17 protein-coding genes and 1 tRNA gene are annotated in these 18,273 nt (G+C 65.2%); 11 read left to right on the forward strand and 7 right to left on the reverse strand.

The features are described from left to right. Positions 1-162: 162 nt before the first annotated feature. Positions 163-2,718, forward strand: coding sequence for a LuxR C-terminal-related transcriptional regulator (locus J1N50_RS05630; RefSeq protein WP_215350873.1), 2,556 nt, complete (start codon positions 163-165; stop codon positions 2,716-2,718). Between the two features lie 10 nt (positions 2,719-2,728). On the opposite strand, the gene J1N50_RS05635 is transcribed toward J1N50_RS05630, so the two are convergent. Then, positions 2,729-2,804 (reverse strand) — tRNA-Lys (locus tag J1N50_RS05635). A gap of 43 nt (positions 2,805-2,847) precedes the next feature. Then, a complete protein-coding gene (folK, locus tag J1N50_RS05640; protein WP_215350876.1) occupies positions 2,848-3,384 on the reverse strand; it encodes a 2-amino-4-hydroxy-6-hydroxymethyldihydropteridine diphosphokinase in 537 nt (178 codons plus the stop codon). Positions 3,385-3,407: 23 nt separating this feature from the next. Here folK and J1N50_RS05645 point away from each other — a divergent pair, with 23 nt between their 5' ends. Continuing rightward, positions 3,408-4,097, forward strand: coding sequence for a uracil-DNA glycosylase (locus tag J1N50_RS05645; RefSeq protein WP_215350879.1), 690 nt, complete (start codon positions 3,408-3,410; stop codon positions 4,095-4,097). Here J1N50_RS05645 and J1N50_RS05650 read toward each other — a convergent pair. Both J1N50_RS05650 and J1N50_RS05655 read right to left on the reverse strand, forming a co-directional pair. Further along, the gene (locus J1N50_RS05650; protein ID WP_215350882.1) at positions 4,058-4,531 is read right to left on the reverse strand and encodes an RNA pyrophosphohydrolase; all 474 of its coding nucleotides are present in this window, start codon (positions 4,529-4,531) and stop codon (positions 4,058-4,060) included. The genes J1N50_RS05645 and J1N50_RS05650 overlap by 40 nt on opposite strands. Continuing rightward, positions 4,528-5,469 carry an alpha/beta hydrolase gene (locus J1N50_RS05655; protein ID WP_215350885.1) on the reverse strand — a complete coding sequence of 314 codons (942 nt, stop codon included), beginning with the start codon at positions 5,467-5,469 and terminating at the stop codon, positions 4,528-4,530. Before J1N50_RS05655 ends, J1N50_RS05650 begins: the two co-directional genes overlap by 4 nt. Before the next feature lie 187 nt (positions 5,470-5,656). Here J1N50_RS05655 and J1N50_RS05660 point away from each other — a divergent pair, with 187 nt between their 5' ends. The 5 genes from J1N50_RS05660 to J1N50_RS05680 all read left to right on the forward strand — a co-directional run bounded on the left by J1N50_RS05660 (position 5,657) and on the right by J1N50_RS05680 (position 12,172). Continuing rightward, entirely contained in the window at positions 5,657-7,519 is a 1,863-nt protein-coding gene (locus tag J1N50_RS05660) for a 2-oxoacid:acceptor oxidoreductase subunit alpha (RefSeq protein WP_215350888.1), read from the forward strand. Next, entirely contained in the window at positions 7,516-8,553 is a 1,038-nt protein-coding gene (locus J1N50_RS05665; protein ID WP_215350892.1) for a 2-oxoacid:ferredoxin oxidoreductase subunit beta, read from the forward strand. The genes J1N50_RS05660 and J1N50_RS05665 overlap by 4 nt, the downstream gene beginning before the upstream one ends. 40 nt (positions 8,554-8,593) lie before the next feature. After that, a complete protein-coding gene (locus J1N50_RS05670) occupies positions 8,594-9,544 on the forward strand; it encodes a metal-dependent hydrolase (protein WP_215350895.1) in 951 nt (316 codons plus the stop codon). 139 nt (positions 9,545-9,683) lie between these two features. Then, positions 9,684-10,964 carry an SAM-dependent methyltransferase gene (locus J1N50_RS05675; RefSeq protein WP_215350898.1) on the forward strand — a complete coding sequence of 427 codons (1,281 nt, stop codon included), beginning with the start codon at positions 9,684-9,686 and terminating at the stop codon, positions 10,962-10,964. Positions 10,965-11,098: 134 nt separating this feature from the next. After that, complete coding sequence (locus J1N50_RS05680) at positions 11,099-12,172, forward strand: serine hydrolase domain-containing protein (RefSeq protein WP_343227845.1); 1,074 nt, start codon at positions 11,099-11,101, stop codon at positions 12,170-12,172. 6 nt (positions 12,173-12,178) lie between these two features. On the opposite strand, the gene J1N50_RS05685 is transcribed toward J1N50_RS05680, so the two are convergent. Genes J1N50_RS05685 through purF form a run of 3 tightly spaced genes read right to left on the reverse strand, consistent with a single transcriptional unit; the run spans position 12,179 to position 14,828 of the window. Beyond that, complete coding sequence (locus J1N50_RS05685) at positions 12,179-12,571, reverse strand: hypothetical protein (RefSeq protein WP_215350904.1); 393 nt, start codon at positions 12,569-12,571, stop codon at positions 12,179-12,181. Positions 12,572-12,631: 60 nt separating this feature from the next. After that, complete coding sequence (locus tag J1N50_RS05690) at positions 12,632-13,360, reverse strand: SDR family NAD(P)-dependent oxidoreductase (RefSeq protein WP_215350908.1); 729 nt, start codon at positions 13,358-13,360, stop codon at positions 12,632-12,634. A 10-nt stretch (positions 13,361-13,370) separates the two neighbouring features. Beyond that, on the reverse strand, positions 13,371-14,828 hold the full coding sequence (purF, locus tag J1N50_RS05695; protein ID WP_215350911.1) for an amidophosphoribosyltransferase: 1,458 nt from the start codon (positions 14,826-14,828) through the stop codon (positions 13,371-13,373). A gap of 153 nt (positions 14,829-14,981) precedes the next feature. Between purF and hisI the strand changes: the two genes are divergently transcribed. From hisI to J1N50_RS05715, 4 genes are all read left to right on the forward strand, one after another. Then, positions 14,982-15,356, forward strand: coding sequence for a phosphoribosyl-AMP cyclohydrolase (gene hisI / locus J1N50_RS05700; RefSeq protein ID WP_215350915.1), 375 nt, complete (start codon positions 14,982-14,984; stop codon positions 15,354-15,356). Next, a complete protein-coding gene (locus J1N50_RS05705) occupies positions 15,349-15,888 on the forward strand; it encodes a hypothetical protein (protein ID WP_215350919.1) in 540 nt (179 codons plus the stop codon). The genes hisI and J1N50_RS05705 overlap by 8 nt, the downstream gene beginning before the upstream one ends. A gap of 65 nt (positions 15,889-15,953) precedes the next feature. Beyond that, a complete protein-coding gene (locus J1N50_RS05710) occupies positions 15,954-16,385 on the forward strand; it encodes a MerR family transcriptional regulator (RefSeq protein WP_215350922.1) in 432 nt (143 codons plus the stop codon). A 64-nt stretch (positions 16,386-16,449) separates the two neighbouring features. Further along, positions 16,450-18,252, forward strand: coding sequence for an acyl-CoA dehydrogenase C-terminal domain-containing protein (locus J1N50_RS05715; protein ID WP_215350926.1), 1,803 nt, complete (start codon positions 16,450-16,452; stop codon positions 18,250-18,252). Positions 18,253-18,273 lie beyond the last annotated feature (21 nt).

Below are 18,273 nucleotides of genomic sequence, written 5' to 3' on the forward strand. Positions count from 1 at the left end.
GTCGGGGGGAGCGATGGGGGGGTGGATGCCTGCCGCTTGCCCCCGAACGGCCAAGGCGATAGCGTCCGATCATCGATGGGGGGCAAAATGACCGTCCAACAGGGATCGAGGAGTATCGCCAAACCGCGCCTGCGGGCCGTGCCGAACGAAGGCGCATCCGCTTTGCGTCCCCGCCATTCGGCGCCTCCCCGCTTTCCCGCCGACCTTGTCGGACTGGCGACGCAGCGGGTTTGGCTGGACAAGCTGTTCCAGCATGAAATCGGCATCGTCTGCGCCCCCGTCGGGTACGGGAAGACGGCATGGTGCGCGACGCTGTTTACAGAGGCGGCCGCTGCGGGCTGGCGGACGGCGTGGTTGTCGGTCGATGCCGAAACCGATGCCGCGATGCTGCTCGCCGCCTTTGGGCTCGATCTTTCGGAGGATATTGGCGCTCCGGCAAGCGCCGATGCCCTGGCGAGGCTCATCGACGCGGACCCGCGTCCCATGCTGTTCGTTGCCGACAATGCCGACCGTCTTGCCGATCCCGTGGCGCGCGGCATTCTTGCCGGGCTGGTCCGGTACCCGCCCGAACGGCTGCGGCTGGTGGTCGTCGGCCGGGCGAGGCCCGATATTGCGCTTGGCGATGTCGAGGCGCGCGGCATGGCGCTGGCGATCGGCCGCGCCGATCTCGGGATGTCCGATACCGCTATCCAGCAGTTCCTGGCCGCGTCGGGTATCGCCCTCGATGCGAGCGAGGCGCGTTCGCTCAATCGCTTCCTGCTCGGCTGGCCCGCGGGCGTTAGAATGGCGGCGCAGTGCGGCGACGATCTGCGCGCGATGGCGGCGGCGGGCGATTGGCGGCCGCTCGCGCGGCGCCTAGCGGCGATCGTCGACCCGGTGGTCGACGCGTTGCCCGCCGCGATGGGCGATATGCTGGCGCGGGGCGCCGTGGCGCCGTGGCTCGACGATGCGCTTTGTCTGTTGATGGGCGGCGGCGACAGCGGGACGGCCGTTCGCGACCTCGCGTCGCATTCGACCTTCCTCGAAGCGGACGGCGACGGCGGATTTCGCATCCTTCCCGCCGTGCGCGCGGCGCTGAAAATCCGGCTCGATCCGGCGGACGCCGTTCAACTGCATCGTGTCGCCGGCCGCTATTACGCCGCAAGGGGACGGACGGCCGACGCCGTGGACCAGTTCCTCGCTTGCGGCGATCTTGACGATGCGGCGGGGCTCATCGCCGAGCTTGCGATGCCGATGATCAGGAATGGCGCGATCGATCGCGTGGCGGCCTGGATCGACCATCTGCCGCCGGAGAAGGTCGCTGCGGCGCCGCGTCTCGCAAGGGTACGCGCCTGGCTTGCGCTGTTTCGCGGCGAAAGCGGCCCGACCGACCATGCCGCACCGGATGAGGCGCGCGCCCTCGACCTGTTGCGCCGCGCCTATGCCGACGACCGGCCCGACGACATCGTCGAGACGAGTGACCGGCTGCTGGCCGCATCGGCAGGAGAAGACGATTTCGTCACCGACATGGTCAGGGTCGCGCTGGCGGAAGGCGCCGCCGGCCGCGGCCTTTTCGGGCTTGTTCACGATGCGCTGCGTCCCGTCATGCAGCATGGCGTCGGGCGCCCGCTCGACCTGGCGGGGGCGCTCGCCGCGAGGTTGAAGGCCCGCGTGTCGCGCGCGCAAGGGCAATTGGGCGAGGCCGAACGGCTGCTGCGCGAAGCGAAGGCGCGGCACGGCGGTTCGGATCTCGCATCGGCCTTGACCGATGCTGCGCTCGCGCGCGCCTGCTACGAACGGGATGCGCTGGATGATGCGGCCGATCTTTCCGCGCAAGCGCTGCCGTATCTCGAGGGCAGTATTTTTCAGGATGCGCTGATCGACGCTTTCATTGTCGCCATTCGCGTCGCGGCGAGCGCAGGGCAGGGCGATCGCGCCGCATCGCTGATCGATCGTGCCGAGTTGCTGGCCTTCCACCGCGGCTGGGCGCCGCTCAAGGCGCTGTGCATCGTCGAACGCGCGCGACTTCGCCTGCCGCAGACGATCGATGCCGAGACCGTCGTGGCGATCGGTGAGGAAGAACGCGCCATAGTCGACCCGCTTTCGGCGCCCGCACGGGCCTTTGCGCTTCTTTCCGAAATGCGCGCCTATGAAGCCATTGCGAACGGAGACCGACCGCGCCTCACCACTGTCGCCGACCGGCTGCTGCGCCTTGCGTCGAGCAGCGACAGCGCCGAACTGCGCGCGAGCGCGACACTGTTCAACATCCTGCCGCAACTCAGCGGGCGCTGCGACAAGATGGTCGAGCTTGAAACGGTGCGCTTCCTCAACCATGCCGCTAGCCGCGGTTTCCGGCGCACGATCGTCGATGTTCTCGACGTCACCGGGGTGCGGGCGGTGCAGAATTTCTGCAGCGAGGCCTATTCTTCCGACTGTTTTCTCGCATTGTTGAAACTGGCCGAACCGTCGCGGCGCAACCCCGCGCTCGAAGGTGGATACAGCGCCGCGCCCGGCGAGGCATTTTCGTTCCTGACCGAGCGCGAGATCGAGATCCTGAGCGCGCTGAATGTCGGCGAGTCGAACAAGGAAATCGCCCGAACGCTGCACCTCGCGCCCGAAACGGTGAAATGGCACCTCAAGAATGTGATGCGCAAATTGCGCGCAGGCAGCCGCGAGGAAGCGGTCGTCAACGCGACGATGCTTGGCCTGAAGCTGATCGAAAAGGTGCCAGCGGCGTAAAGGCGAATTATGGTGAGCCCTGCTGGGTTCGAACCAGCGACCTACTGATTAAAAGTCAGTTGCTCTACCGACTGAGCTAAGGGCCCATCGCGGCGACGAAAGCTTCGGCGCCCGAAGAGAGCCGTCGCCCTAGTGCGCCTCGGCGTTCCGGTCAACCGGCTTGGCACGGATCAGGCGCGCGGCGAGTTGACGGACCGTTCGCCCGCTGACCGGATCGCGCCATTCGGGGGCGACGGTGCGGAGCGGGCCGAGGACGAAGGCGCGCCCGGCCATTGCGGGGTGCGGGACGGTGACGTCGGCGTCGCTCCACGCGCCGCCCGACCAGAGCAGAATATCGAGGTCGAGCGTCCGCGCGCTCCATCGCTGGCCGGTGCGGCGGCCGAACTGCGCTTCGATTTCGTGCAGCCGCGCGAGCAACTCGGGCGGCGTGAGCGGCGAGGCGACGAGCGCGACGGCATTGGCATAGCGCCGGCGCGACGGCCCCAGCGGATCGCTGGCGATGATCGGGCTGGCGTCGACCGGCTCGATCTCGTCGCTTTCGAGTGCGGCGAGCGCGGCGAGCAGAATGCGCCGCGGATCGCCATGACGCGCATGGCGGCGGTTCGAGCCGAGCCCGATGGCATAGAGGGCCAATCGACGCTTTGAGGCGGGCGTTGCGCTGGTCATGGCGGAGCGCCTATCGCAGCCGCGTGGAGATTGTAAGCCCCCTGCCGGGAACCGAGCCGTCCCGCGATTGCCTGCGCTGTCCGCGGCTTGTCGCGTTTCGGCGCCAATGTCGGGTCGATCATCCCGACTGGTGGAACGCGCCGGTTTATGCCTTTGGCGATCCAGATGGATGGCTCGCGTTCGCAGGCCTCGCGCCCGGAAAGCATGGGGCGAACCGGACGGGGCGTCCATTTACCGGCGACCATGCCGGCGACCTGTTGTTCGCGACGCTTGCCGAGTTCGGATTGAGCGAGGGCATTTATGACGCGCGCCCCGACGATGGGCTGCGCCTTCGAGGGGCGATTATCGTCAACAGTGTCAAATGCCTGCCGCCCCGGAACAAGCCGACGCCAGCAGAAATCGCGAACTGCCGCCCCTTTTTCGAACGACAGCTCGCCGCTTTGCCAAATTTGCGGGTCATCGTCGCGCTCGGACGAATTGCGCATGACGCGGCGCTTCGCGCCGCCGGTGCGCGGCTGGCGGCTTACCCTTTCGCGCATGGTGCGGTCCATGCGCTGGCCGATCGACGGTATCTTGTCGATAGCTATCACTGCTCGCGCTACAATATGAACACCGGTCGGTTGACGCCGGCGATGTTCGCCGATGTGTTCCGCACCGCGCTCGTTCTCCGCGATCAGACGAGCGGCCGAAATTCCTCGACGACGGCGCGATAGAGCTGGCGCTTGAACGGCACGATCAGCATTTCGAGCTCATCGAGCTCGGCCCAGCGCCACGCCCGGAACTCCTGGTGCCGGGTTGCGATGTCGACGTCGCTATCCTCGCCCATGAAGCGCATCAGGAACCAGTGCTGCCGCTGGCCGCGATATTTGCCGCCCCACATCTTGCCCATCAGATGGTCGGGCAGGTCATAGAAATACTCGGTCTTGCTGCGCGCAATGATCTCGACCAGCCCGCCATGGACGCCCGTCTCTTCGCCAAGCTCGCGGATCGCCGCTTCTTCGGCATCCTCGCCGGGATCGATCCCCCCTTGCGGCATCTGCCAGGCGTCCTCCGCCGAATCGAGCCGCTGGCCGACGAACACGCGGCCATCGCGGTTCGCGAGCATCACGCCGGCGCAGGGGCGGTAGGGGAGATTGTCGTCACTCATGCGCCGGCTTCGGTGACGATAGCCTTGAGCACTGTCAAGGCGCCGCGAATATCATCCTTCGCGCTCGGAATGCCCTGCGACAGGTTGATGAAGCCGTGGATGGTGCCGCGCGCCTCGCGATAGGTCGTGGGGACGCCCGCTTCGATCAGCTTCGCCGCATAAGCGCGGCCCTGATCGCGGAGCGGGTCGAGCCCTGCGGTGACGAGCAGCGTCGGCGGCATCCCCTCTGCCGGGAAATCGAGCGGCGCGGCGCGGCGGTCAGCCGGGTCGGGGGCATAATGGCCCGAGAACCAGGTCATGCTGCTTTCGGTCAGCAGATGCCCTTCGCCGAAATCGCGATAGCTTTGCCAGTCGTTGCTGGTCGTCACGGCGGGATAGATCGGGTGGATCGCGATCACCGGCTTCGACGCGGGATTGTCGCGCAGCGCAAGCGCGGTGACGATCGTAAGGTTGCCGCCTGCGCTCTCACCCGCCAGCACGAGGCCGGTGCAGGGGATATTGTCGGCGACCCAGCGCGCTGCGGCCTCGCAATCCTCGGGGGCGGCGGGGAAGGGGTGTTCGGGCGCCAGGCGGTAATCGACCGCGACCACCGGCATGTCGAGGCTGCGCGCCGCTTCCGCGCAATAGGCGTCGTGCGTGTCGAGATCGCCGATCACCCAGCCGCCGCCGTGGAAAAAGACCAGCACGGGCCCCGATCCGCGATCGGGCCGATTGTCGTAGATGCGGACGCGAATCTCGCCCGCCGGTCCCGGAATGACGCGGTCCTCGACCTTGGCGATGTCGCCGCGTGGAGAATCCGCCATTTGGGTCATCGCCCGGAACATCTCGCGCGCGCCGTCGGCCGGAAGATCCTCCATCTTCGGGCCTTCCTGCGCGTTGAGGAACGCAAGAAAAGCGGCCACGTCGGGGCGGGTGTAGTGGGTCGTGCCGTCGGTCATCCTGTCCATCCCTTACTCATGTTCTTCGGTCCGGGTATTCGGCATCGGCCGGCCAAATTCAATCGCAAATCGAAACCGACCGCGTCCTGCCGCTTTGCGGCGCACAATTTTTTCTCAATTGCGGCTCGTGCCGTACAGGCCTAGGCCAATGTCACAGGTTCGCAAGATTCAAAGGCAGATACGAAAAATGGCGACAGCGGTAGAGGACCGGGCCGACAATCGGCAGTCCCCCCTTTCGGATGCGGTTGTAGTCAGATTTGCAGGCGACAGTGGCGACGGGATGCAGCTGACCGGCGGTCAGTTTACCTTGTCGTCGGCGCTTGCGGGCAACGACTTTGCGACTTTCCCCGATTTTCCGGCCGAGATTCGCGCCCCGCAAGGAACATTGTTCGGGGTCTCGGCCTTCCAGATCAATTTCGGCTCGTCGGCGATCGAGACCGCGGGCGACGCGCCCGACGTGCTCGTCGCGATGAACCCGGCGGCGCTCAAGACCAATGTTCCGCAGCTGAAGCCGGGCGGGCTGATCATTGCCGACGAGGGCGAATTCAACGATCGCAACCTCGCCAAGGCGAAATATGACGCGAACCCGCTCGACGACGGCAGCCTTGCGAAGTGGCAGCTGCTGAAGCTGAATATCAGCCAGCTCACCATGGATGCCGTGAAACCCTTCGGGCTCGGCAACAAGGAAGCGCTGCGCTGCAAGAATATGTGGACGCTGGGACTCGCGCTCTGGATGTTCGACCGCGACCGCCAGCCGCTGATCGACTGGCTCGAGGCGAAATTCGCCAAGGACCCGAACCTTGCCGCGGCGAACGTCGCGGCGCTGAACGCCGGCCACGCCTATGGCGAGACCGCCGAGCTTGCGGGACCGCTCAAGCAACATCATGTCGATCCCGCGCCCGTCGCGCCCGGTCTCTACCGCACGCTGACCGGCGCCGAGGGCATCGCGCTCGGTCTCGTCGCGGGCGCACAGCTTGCGAAACTGCCGATGTTTTTCGGCGGCTATCCGATCACCCCGGCATCGGCGATCCTGCACCATCTGTCGCGGCTCAAGGAATATGACGTCACGACCTTCCAGGCCGAAGACGAGATCGCGGCAATCTGTTCGGCGATCGGCGCGAGCTATGGCGGGTCGCTCGGCGTGACCAGTTCGTCGGGGCCGGGCATCGCGCTGAAGGGCGAGGCGATGGGCCTTGCCATCATGACCGAGCTGCCGCTCGTCATCGTCAATTCGCAGCGCGGCGGACCCTCGACCGGCCTGCCGACGAAAACCGAGCAGTCGGACCTCTATCAGGCGGTCTATGGCCGCAACGGCGACGCGCCAATGCCGGTGATTGCCGCGCGATCGCCCGGCGACGCGTTCGAATGCGCGATCGAGGCGTGCCGCATTGCGGTGCAATATATGACCCCGGTGATGCTGCTGACCGACGGCTATATCGCCAACGCGGCCGAGCCGTGGGCGGTACCCGACCTGACCAGCTATGAAGCCTTTCCGGTCGAATTCCTGACCGAAGTGCCCGAGGGCGGATTCAAACCCTATGGCCGCGACGATAATCTCAAGCGCCCGTGGGTGAAGCCCGGCACGCCCGGCCTTCTTCACCGCATCGGCGGTATCGAGAAGGAAGTCGACACCGGCCACATCAACTATGCGCCCGACAACCATCAGGCGATGACCGATATCCGCAAGGCGAAGGTCGATGGTGTAAAGGTGCCCGACCAGGTGGTCGAACTCGGCGCCGAGGGCGGCAAGCTCGCGGTCGTCGGCTGGGGCTCGACCTTCGGCCCGATCCATCAGGCGGTGCGCCGCAAGCGCGCCGAGGGCAAAGACGTCAGCCACATCCACATCCGCCACATCTGGCCGCTGCCCGCCAATCTGGGCGAACTGCTCAAGAGCTTTGACAAGGTGATCGTGCCCGAAATGAACACCGGCCAGCTCAAGACGGTGCTGCGCGACCAGTATCTGGTCGACGCGAAGCCCGTGAACAAGGTGTCGGGCCAGCCGTTCACCATCGCCGAAATCGAAACCGCCATCGAAGGAGCGCTCGCATGAACGAGATGACCACCATCGCGCGCACCACCACGCTCAAGGATTGGGAAACCGATCAGGAAGTCCGCTGGTGCCCCGGCTGCGGCGACTATGCGATCCTCAAAGCCGTGCAGCGCACGATGCCCGAAATCGGCACCGCGCCCGAGAACACCGTGTTCATCAGCGGCATCGGCTGCTCGTCGCGTTTCCCCTATTATATGGAAACCTATGGCTTCCACACGATCCACGGCCGTGCGCCGGCGTTCGCGACAGGGCTGAAGCTTGCCAATCCGGACCTCGATATCTGGATCGTCACCGGCGATGGTGATGGGCTGTCGATCGGCGGCAACCACACGATGCACCTCATCCGCCGCAATCTCGATTGCCAGATCATGCTGTTCAACAACGAGATCTACGGCCTCACCAAGGGGCAATATTCACCGACCAGCCGCGTCGGCACGACAAGCCCGTCGACGCCTTACGGCTCGGTCGATCGTCCGGCGCAGCCTGCGGCGTTCGCGCTGGGCGCCGGTGCGCGGTTCGTCGCGCGCGGCTTCGACGTATCGAAAGAGTTGCCCAACGTGCTGAAGGCCGCTCATGCCCATAAGGGCGCGGCCTTTATCGAAATTTTCCAGAACTGTATCGTCTATAATAAAGACGTGTTCGAGGATTTCGCCGCACCGAAGGGCGCCGAAGATCGCCAGCTCTGGCTCAAGCAGGGCGAACCCATGCTCTATGCCAAGGGCACCAAGGGCATCGCGCTCGACGCCGACGAACTGCACCTCAAGACCGTCGATGTCGTCGATGGCGACTGGGAAGCAGCGGGCGTGATCGTCCACGACGTGACCAACCGCAGTGTCGCGCACATGCTCGTCGAAATGCGCTTCGGCGAATTCCCGATGGCGCTCGGCGTCCTTTACGACGATCCGCGCCCGACTTTCGAGGCCGACGTCGTCCGCCAGAACAAGGCGGCGAGCGAAGGCAAGACGGCCGATCTGCAAGGCCTGCTCAAGAAGGGGCAAACCTGGACGGTGACCGAGGGCGGTCCCGAACTCTGACGTCTTGCGAAGGGCTTGCCGGTCGGGTTTATAGGCCGGGATGGACAATCTGACGCACAGTCTCGTCGGCGCGGTACTCGGTCAGCTCGGTCTCAAGAAAAGGACCGGGCTCGCGATGCCGACGCTGATTATTGCGGCGAACCTGCCTGACATCGACGCGGGCTGTGCGATCTATGGCATCGAGTCGCTGTCGATGCGGCGCGGGATCACGCATGGTCCGATCGCGCTGTTGGTGTTGCCGCCGATCCTCTGGGCGCTGATGCTTGCCTTCGATCGCTGGCAAGACCGGCGCGGCAAGCGCCCCGCAGGAAGGCTGCCGGTCGATAAAGGCTGGCTGCTCGCGCTCGCCTATATCGGTTGCCTCAGTCATCCGGCGCTCGATTGGCTCAACAATTACGGCATCCGGCTGCTCGAGCCGTTCAGCCATCGCTGGTTCTACGGCGATACGCTGTTCATCATCGATCTCTGGATCTGGATCGCACTCGGCCTGTCGGTGTGGCTGTCGCTCCGCCGCGAACGGCGCGGGACGGCGAACTGGCAGCGCCCGGCATGGGTCGGCTTTACCGCCGCCTGCGCCTATATTTTTGCCAACGGGTTGATCACCGGCCGCGCCGAAGCGCAGGCGGCCGAGTTGTTGCGAAGGGCGGGGCAGGACGGTGCGCTCGTTGTCGCCAGCCCGCCGCCGCTGGCGTTCTGGAGGCGCGACATCGCCTGGCGCCGCGACGGCTATTACGGCGGCGGCGCCTATGCGCTCGGTTCCGGCAGCACGGTCGAGCCCGGCATTCCCGACGGCATGAACGATCTGCGACTCCAGGAATGGATAAAGGACGACCCTGCCGCACGCGCCTTCCTCTTCTGGTCCAGGATGCCGGTCGCAGAAACCGGGGGCAGCGCGATCGTGCTGCATGACCAGCGCTATATGCAGCCAGTGGCGCGCGACCGCTTTACCGTCCGCGTGGAGGATCCCCGCGCCGCGACGGGTATCGAATAGGCGCGCGTTCGCCCTGCCGCTTGTCGGAAAATCTCTGAAAAATTAGAGGGATCGCGCGCTCGCACTGGCCGCGCGTGACGTCATGAAGGCGTGCGACAACCGATTGTCAGGCCGCTGCTTTTCCGGCAGAAAGCGATAGATGAACACGCATGTCAGTCCCCGCCGCGGCAAGGAGTTACTGCGGGCAGACCGGGCGTTTCGCACCGGCGGAGGGCTGGCGCGCCTGATGGCGCTCGCGCCGGCGCGCTTCTTCCACCGTCAGCTCGACCGCATCGACGCCGGGCTCGCTTATGGCGCGCTCGAAGGTCATCTGCCCGACGGCAGCGTGCGCATCCTCGGCGGTCGCGGCAAGGGGCCGACTGCGATCGTCCATCTGAAAAGCTGGGCGGCGCTCGTGCGGCTTGTGCTGTCGGGTTCGGTCGGCTGGTACCGCGCCTGGGAGGCGGGGGAGTGGAGCTCGCCCGATCCGGTGGCGCTGTTCGACCTGTTCATGCGCAATGGCGAGACGCTCGGCAATGCGGGGCGGCCGCGTGGCCCGTTGCACTGGCTCAACCGTGCGTCGCATTTCCTCAACCGCAACAATCGCGCGGGGTCGCGGCGCAACATCCACGCGCATTACGACCTCGGCAATGATTTCTACAGCCTGTGGCTCGATGCGCGGATGAATTATTCGAGCGCGCTCTTCGGCGATGCAGGACAGACGCTGGAGGAAGCGCAGATATCGAAGCTCGACGCGATCCTCGACCGGCTCGACCTGCGTTCGGGCGGGCGTCTGCTCGAGATCGGCTGCGGCTGGGGCGCGCTTGCCGAACGCGCCGTCGAGCGGCACGACGTCATCTACACCGGGATCACCCTGTCACCGTCGCAGGCCGAGATTGCCGACCGGCGGTTGCACGCGGTCGACCTGTCGGGGCGATCGCGGATCGAGCTTTGCGATTATCGCGATGCGCAGGGCCCCTATGACGCAATCGCGAGTGTGGAGATGGTCGAAGCGGTCGGGCAGGCCTATTGGCCCGTCTATCTCGACACGATCGCGCGCCTGTTGCGCCCCGGTGGCCGCGCGGCGATCCAGTATATCCTGATCAGCGACGCGCTGTTCGAGCGTTACGCGGCCAGTACAGACTTCATCCAGGCCTATATCTTTCCGGGCGGCTGCCTGATTTCCGAAAGCCGTTTCCGCGCGTTGGCCGAGGAGAGGGGGCTTGCGTGGCGTGACGTTCGACATTTCGGGCTCGGCTATGCCGAAACGCTGCGCCAGTGGCGCGAGCGGTTCGATGCGGCGGTCTCCGAGGGGCACCTGCCGGCGGGGTTCGACGACCGTTTCGTGCGGCTCTGGCGCTATTATCTGCAATATTGTGAAGGGGGCTTTCGCGGCGGCGGCATCGACGTCGCGCAGGTGACGCTCGAAAAAACAGGCTGAAAACAAGCAGGGAGAAGGCAATGCGAAGACTTTTGGCAGGCGCGCTGCTGTGCGCAGCCGTGGGGGCTAGTGTCCCCGCAGCCTCGCAAACCACCGAAGTTCGGCCTACCGACAATCTGCCAAAGGATCTGAATGTGCTGTTTTGGAGCCAGGACCAGCGTGACGCCGCCTTCCGGACGATGGAGACGGTCCCGAAAGTCGTCGTGCACACGATCAAGGCCGGCGGTCGCGCCTATCCCATGCCGCGGGGCAAGCCGATCGACCTCGGGCTCGACGTCGACGCCCATATGGCGGCACAGCGCAATGCGGGGCTGATCATCGTCCAGGACGGCAAAGTGCGACTGGAAAAATATGCGCTCGGCTATGGCGCCTCGGGTCGCTGGACGAGCTTTTCGGTCGCGAAGAGCTTCACTTCGACCCTCGTCGGCGCGGCGGTGAAGGACGGCTATATCAAGAGCCTCGACGACAAGGTCACCGTCTATATCCCGGGACTCAGGGGCTCGGCCTATGACGATGTCAGCGTGCGGCAATTGCTGACGATGACCTCGGGCGTCAAATGGAACGAGGATTATACCGATCCCAGATCCGACGTCGCGCAGTTCAATCTGCAAAAGCCGGTGCCGGGCGAAGACATAACGGTCAGCTATATGAAGACCCTGCCGCGCGAAGCGCCGGCGGGGTCGAAATGGGTGTACAAGACCGGCGAGACCAATTTGATCGGTGTGCTGGTGTCGAGCGCGACCGGCAAGACACTCTCGGATTATCTGTCGGAGAAGGTCTGGAAACCGTTCGGCATGGAGCAGGACGGGGTCTGGATGCTCGGGCCGACGGGGCACGAGATCAGCGGCTGCTGCATGTCGGCGAGCCTCAGGGATTATGCGCGCTTCGGCCAGTTCATCCTGAACGGCGGCGTCGCGGGCGGGAAGAAGGTTCTGCCGGACGACTGGCTCGCCGCGGCGACGACCAAACAGGCGGGGATCGACGTTCCCGGCCGCGGCTATGGTTATCAGTGGTGGACGAACGACGATGGCAGCTTCGCCGCGCAGGGCATTTTCGGTCAGGGCATCTTCATCGACCCGAAACGCAGGCTCGTGATTGCCTCGAACGGCAATTGGCCGACCGCGACCGACCCCGAAGGCGTCGGCAAGGCGCGCGAGGCCTTTTACAAGGCGGTGCAGGCTGCGATCGACCGCGAAGCGGCGAAATAAGCGGGGTCAGGCGGCGACGGGAGCCGTCGTCGCCGCGCGCTGGGCGAGCCACGCCGCCGCAAGCGGTATGGCGATGCCCAGCAGCATGATCCACCAGGTGTCGGCCAGCGTCACGGCACGATAGAGCCCGGCGCCGATCACCGCCCCGGCGACGGTCCATCCGGAATTTGCGCTGGCGGAAATGCGCATCGCCAGCCAGCTTCCGCCAAAGGTGCCGACGAACCAGCCGATCAATAGGGCGATGGTCGATGCAAGGGGGATCAGCACCTCCCCCGTTTCGAGGTCATAGACGTCGGGCGACAGTTCGTTTCCCGCATATTGCGCGAGCCATAGCAGCGCGAAAGCGACGACGATCCCCACGATAGTTGCTGCGACCGTCCTCAGGATGCTGCGACCCATAACCAAGCCTTTGACCAGATATTTCGGGCCGAAACCTAACGGCCGAACGCAAAGATCGCGTTAAGCATCCGCCATCACTTTGGGCAAGGCATGGAAAGCGGTGCTGTCGAAGCCCGCGATCATCAACTTCGCGACATATTCGCCGACGGCCGCGGGATCCTTGATGCTTTGCGGATCCTCGCCCGGATAAGCGCGCGCGCGCATCTGGGTGCGCGTGCCGCCGGGGTCGAGGATCGCGGTGCGGACGTTCGAGATATTGCGCATCTCGGCGCCATAGCTCGTCACCAGCACTTCAAGCGCGGCCTTCGACGCGGCATAGGCGCCCCAATAGGCGCGGGGATCGCGCGCGACGCTGCTCGACAGCGCGAGCAGGCGGCCACCCGGCGCGCGGCGGAGCAGCGGATCGAAATTGGCGATCAGCGCCTGCTGCGCGACAAGGTTCAGCGTCAGCAGCTTGTTGAATTCCTTGCCGTCGATCGCGCCGACCGGGGTCAGCGTGCCCAGCATCGCGGCGTTGAGGACGAGCATGTCGAGGTGCTGCCAGCGTTCGGCCATCGCAGCGGCGAGCCGCGCGATACTGTCGCCGTCCGTCAGGTCCAATGGCGCGATCGTTGCGCTGCCGCCGGCTTCGTGAATCCGGTCTTCGAGTTCCTCGAGCCCGCCGGCGGTGCGGGCGGTGATGACGACATGCGCGCCGCGCGCGGCCAACGCTTCGGCGATCGCCGCGCCGATACCGCGGCTCGCCCCGGTCACGAGCGCGACCTGGCCCGCCAATTCTTCAGATACCATGGTCACTCCGTCAGACAACGCGCTCGGCGAGCAGCGAAAACTGGTCATCGACCGCTTGCTCGTCAAAATCGGTCAGCGTGGTCGGATAATCGCCCGTAAAGCAGGCGTCGCAATATTGCGGGACGTCGTCGTTGCGCCGCGCCTCGCCCAGCGCGCGATAGAGCCCGTCGATCGTCAGGAAGGACAGGCTGTCGGCGTTGATGAAGTTCGCCATCTGGCCGACGGTCATCTGTGCCGCGAGCAGCTTGGCGCGCTCGGGCGTGTCGACGCCATAGAAACAGCTGTGCTGGGTCGGCGGGCTGGCGATGCGCATATGCACCTCGGCGGCACCTGCATCGCGCATCATCTGCACGATCTTCAGGCTGGTCGTGCCGCGAACGATCGAATCGTCGATCAGCACGATGCGCTTGCCGCTGATCAGCGCGCGGTTCGCATTGTGCTTCAATTTCACGCCCAGGTGGCGAACCTTGTCGCCCGGCTGGATGAAGGTGCGCCCGACATAGTGCGAGCGGATGATCCCCAGTTCAAAAGGAATGCCCGATTCCTGCGCATAACCGATCGCGGCGGGCGTACCCGAATCGGGCACCGGGATCACCAGATCGGCCTCGACCGGGTTCTCGCGCGCGAGTTCGGCGCCGATTGCCTTGCGCACCGAATAGACGCTGGTGCCGTCGACGATCGAATCGGGGCGCGAGAAATAGACATATTCGAAGATGCACGGCCGTGCCGAGCGTTCGGCGAAAGGGCGGTGCGACGACAGCTGGCCGTCACGGATGATTACCAGCTCACCCGGATCGACCGAGCGGACGAATTCCGCGCCGACGACGTCGAGCGCCACCGTTTCGGATGCAAGGATGTGCGCGTCGCCGAGCTTGCCGATCACGAGCGGGCGGATGCCGAGCGGGTCGCGGCATCCGATCATCCCTTCCGCGGTCAGGCAGATCAGCGAATAGGCGCCCTCGACCTGCTTCAGCGCGTCGATGAAGCGATCGAGCAGGGTACGATAGTTCGATGTCGCGACGAGGTGAATGATGACCTCGGTATCGCTGGTCGACTGGAAAATCGAACCGCGTCGCACGAGAATCTTCTTCAGCGCCGTGGCGTTGGAGATATTGCCGTTATGCGCGACCGCGAAACCGCCCGTCGACAGGTCGGCGAACAGCGGCTGGACGTTGCGCAGCGCCGTCTCGCCGGTCGTCGAATAGCGGACGTGGCCGATCGCCGATGCGCCGTCCAACTGGCGGATGATGTCGTCGCGGTCGAAATTGCCGGCGACATGACCCATTGCACGATGCGTATGGAAATCCTTGCCGTCGAAGGCGGTGATGCCCGCGGCTTCCTGGCCGCGGTGCTGCAGGGCGTGGAGACCCAGCGCCACGACCGCAGAGGCGCTCTCGGCGCCGTGAATACCAAATACGCCGCACTCCTCGCGGAGCTTGTCGTCATCGAAAGGGTGGGTCGTCAGCATGACATTCCAGGGGCAGGGGCCAAGGGGCGGGGGCAGTGACTGCGGCGCATATAGGGAGGCTTGCCGCAAATGTCGCCCCCCAAACTTCACATGATTGTCACAGGGCAGACCCGATGGGTGACAAGCCCCGCAATGCTGCTCTAAAGGCCCATCATGGACCAGAAAGCCGATACGACCGACCGCTTCCAGCCGCGCTTCGACCCCGCGGGTCTCGTCACCGCGATCGTCACCGATGCCGCGACGGGCACGCTGCTGATGGTCGCGCATATGAATTGCGAAGCGATCCGGCTGACGCAGGAAACCGGGCAGGCGCATTTCTGGTCACGCTCGCGGCAGGCGATGTGGCGCAAGGGCGAGACCTCGGGCAACGGACTGACGCTGGTCGAGATGCGCGTCGATTGCGACCAGGATGCCCTGCTGCTCCGCGTGACGCCCGCGGGGCCCGCCTGCCACACGGGCCGTCGCTCCTGCTTCTATCGCCGGGTCGAGGCGGACGGCAGCCTGACGTTCCTCCACGACGATGCGTAGGGCGCTCGCGACGGTCCTGTTCGGCGTGCTGTTGCTCGCGGGCTGCGACAGGCACCCGCAGACGGACGGCGACCGGACGGTCGACACGAACAATCCGCTCGAACTGACCGCGCGCGAACGCGGAATCGTGCGACCCGATACCGCCAGCCCGACGGGCGTGTTCGAACGCTCGCACGAACTCGGGCGCGACGCGATGTGCGTGGTGCCCGACGGCGCAGGTCAATGGCGCTTTGCCTTGTCTGCGTCCTTCGGCCCCGGACTGCGCTGCGCCGCGCGCGGGACGATCGTGCGCGAGGGGCAGGGGTGGCGGATGCGCTTCGCAGACGCCGAGGGTTGCGAAGCGCTGGTCCATGAGGAAGAGGACGAACTCCGGCTGCCTGGCAGCCTGCCCGCGCAATGCCAAACGATCTGTTCCGCGCACGCGTCGCTGTCCGGTTTACGGCTCCCGCGCGCAAGCTGGTCGGAGGAGGACGCGAAACGCTTGCAGGTAACCGATCCGCGCGGCAATATGATCCAGCCCTGCGGCCGTTGACACGCCCCGATTCCCGCCGCGTCGCGCCCTTGACGTTCACGTCAACGGAAACTATTCTCGCCCGCATGACCGAAGAATACGGCCACGCCCATATCGATACGCCCGATCACCTCGGCCGCGACCAGTTCAGCATCACCGACCTGTCGACCGAATTCGGCGTCACCGCCCGCGCGCTGCGCTTTTACGAGGACGAGGGGCTGATCAGCCCGTCGCGCCGCGGCCTGTCGCGCATCTATTCGAAGCGCGACCGTGCGCGGCTCGCGTGGATATTGCGCGCCAAGCGCACCGGCTTCAGCCTTGCCGACATTCGCGAGATGATCGACCTCTACGACGTCGGCGATGGCCGCAAGCTGCAGCGCCAGGTGACGATCGAGAAATGCGAGCAACGCATCAACCTGCTGCAACGCCAGCGCGACGATATCGACAGCGCGGTCGAGGAACTGACACGCTTCATCGATATGGTGAAAAAGGTCGACGCCAGCCAGAAAGTGCGCTGAGCCTCGACTCTCGGGCCTCCCCGGGCGAGATATTGCCAAACCCTGTTTTCCAGAAAGATGAGTCATGCCCGCTTACCGTGCCCCCGTTCAGGATACGCTCTTCCTGATCAACGAAGTCCTCGGCGTCGAACGCTATGCCAATCTTCCCGGCTTCGCCAACGCGACGCCGGACATGATCGAGGCAGTGCTGACCGAGGCAGGGAAATTCTGCGAAGAAGTGCTGTTCCCGATCAATTACTCGGGCGATCAGGAGGGCTGCACGCGTCACGAAGACGGGTCGGTGACGACGCCGAAGGGATTCAAGGAAGCCTATAAGGCCTATTGCGACGCCGGGTGGACGACGCTGACCCAGCCGGAGGAATTCGGCGGACAGGGCTTGCCGCACGTCGTCGGCTTCCCGGTCGAGGAATATCGCATGGCGGCGAACCAGGCCTTTTCGATGTACCCCGGCCTCACCCAGGCGGCGGTCGCTGCAATCCTCGTCAAGGGATCGGAGGAGCAGAAGGCGACCTATGTTCCCAAGATGATCTCGGGCGAATGGGGCGGGACGATGAACCTGACCGAGCCGCATTGCGGCACGGACCTCGGCCTCATTCGCACCCGCGCGGTGCCGAATGGCGACGGCAGCTATGCGGTGACCGGCACGAAGATCTTCATCTCGTCGGGCGAGCATGACCTTACCGAAAATATCGTCCACCTCGTCCTCGCGAAGACCCCCGATGCACCCGACAGCGTCAAGGGCATCTCGCTCTTCATCGTACCCAAATTCCTCGTCAACGAAGACGGCTCGCTCGGCGCGCGCAACACGCTCCAGTGCGGCTCGATCGAACACAAGATGGGCATTCACGCCAATTCGACCTGTGTCATGAACTATGACGGGGCGACGGGCTGGATGGTCGGCGAGGAGAACAAGGGGCTTGCCGCGATGTTCGTGATGATGAACGCGGCGCGTCTCGGCGTCGGCATCCAGGGGCTCGGTCAGGCCGACGTCGCGTTTCAGAACGCGGTGCAATATGCGCAGGATCGCCGCCAGGGCCGCGCGCTGACCGGACCGCAAGACCCGCAGGAAAAGGCGGACCACCTGTTCGTCCATCCCGACGTGCGCCGCATGTTGATGGATGGCAAGGCGGTGGTCGAGGGGCTGCGCGCGCTGTGTCTGTGGGGAGCGCTGCAAGTCGACCTCGCACATGCTGCGGAAACCGAGGAGGAGCGCCAGCACGCCGACGATCTGGTGAGCCTGCTCACCCCCGTGATCAAGGGCTATGGCACCGACAAGGGTTATGAGGTCGCGACCAACGCGCAGCAGGTGTTCGGCGGCCATGGCTACATCGAGGAACAGGGCATGTCGCAATATGTCCGCGATGCCCGCATCACGATGATCTATGAAGGCGCCAACGGCGTGCAGGCGATGGACCTGGTCGGCCGCAAGCTCGCGCAGAACGGCGGCCGCGCGATCCAGACCTTCTTTGCGATCGTCGATGCGGAATGCGCGGCGGCGAAGGACAAACCGGCATTTGCCGATTTTGCGGGGCGTCTCGAAAAGGCGAACGGCGAACTCAAGGCGGCGACGATGTGGTTCATGCAAAACGGCATGACCAACCCGAACAACATCGGCGCGGGCGCGCATCACTATATGCACATCATGGGGATCGTCGCGCTCGGCCTGATGTGGCTGCGCATGGCCGAAGCGGCGCAGAAGGCGCTGGACGACGGGCGCGGCAACAAGGATTTCCTTGAGGCGAAGATCGTCACCGCGCGTCACTTCGGCGAACGTTTCGTCCCCGACGCCGGCGCGCTGCGCCGCAAGATCGAAGCGGGCAGCGAGGCGATGATGAGCTTGACGCCGGAGCAGTTCTTCGCGGCTTGACCGGCGCCTTTGCAACCATCG

The organism is Sphingopyxis soli (assembly GCF_018682675.1).
Classification (GTDB): Bacteria; Pseudomonadota; Alphaproteobacteria; order Sphingomonadales; family Sphingomonadaceae; genus Sphingopyxis; species Sphingopyxis soli.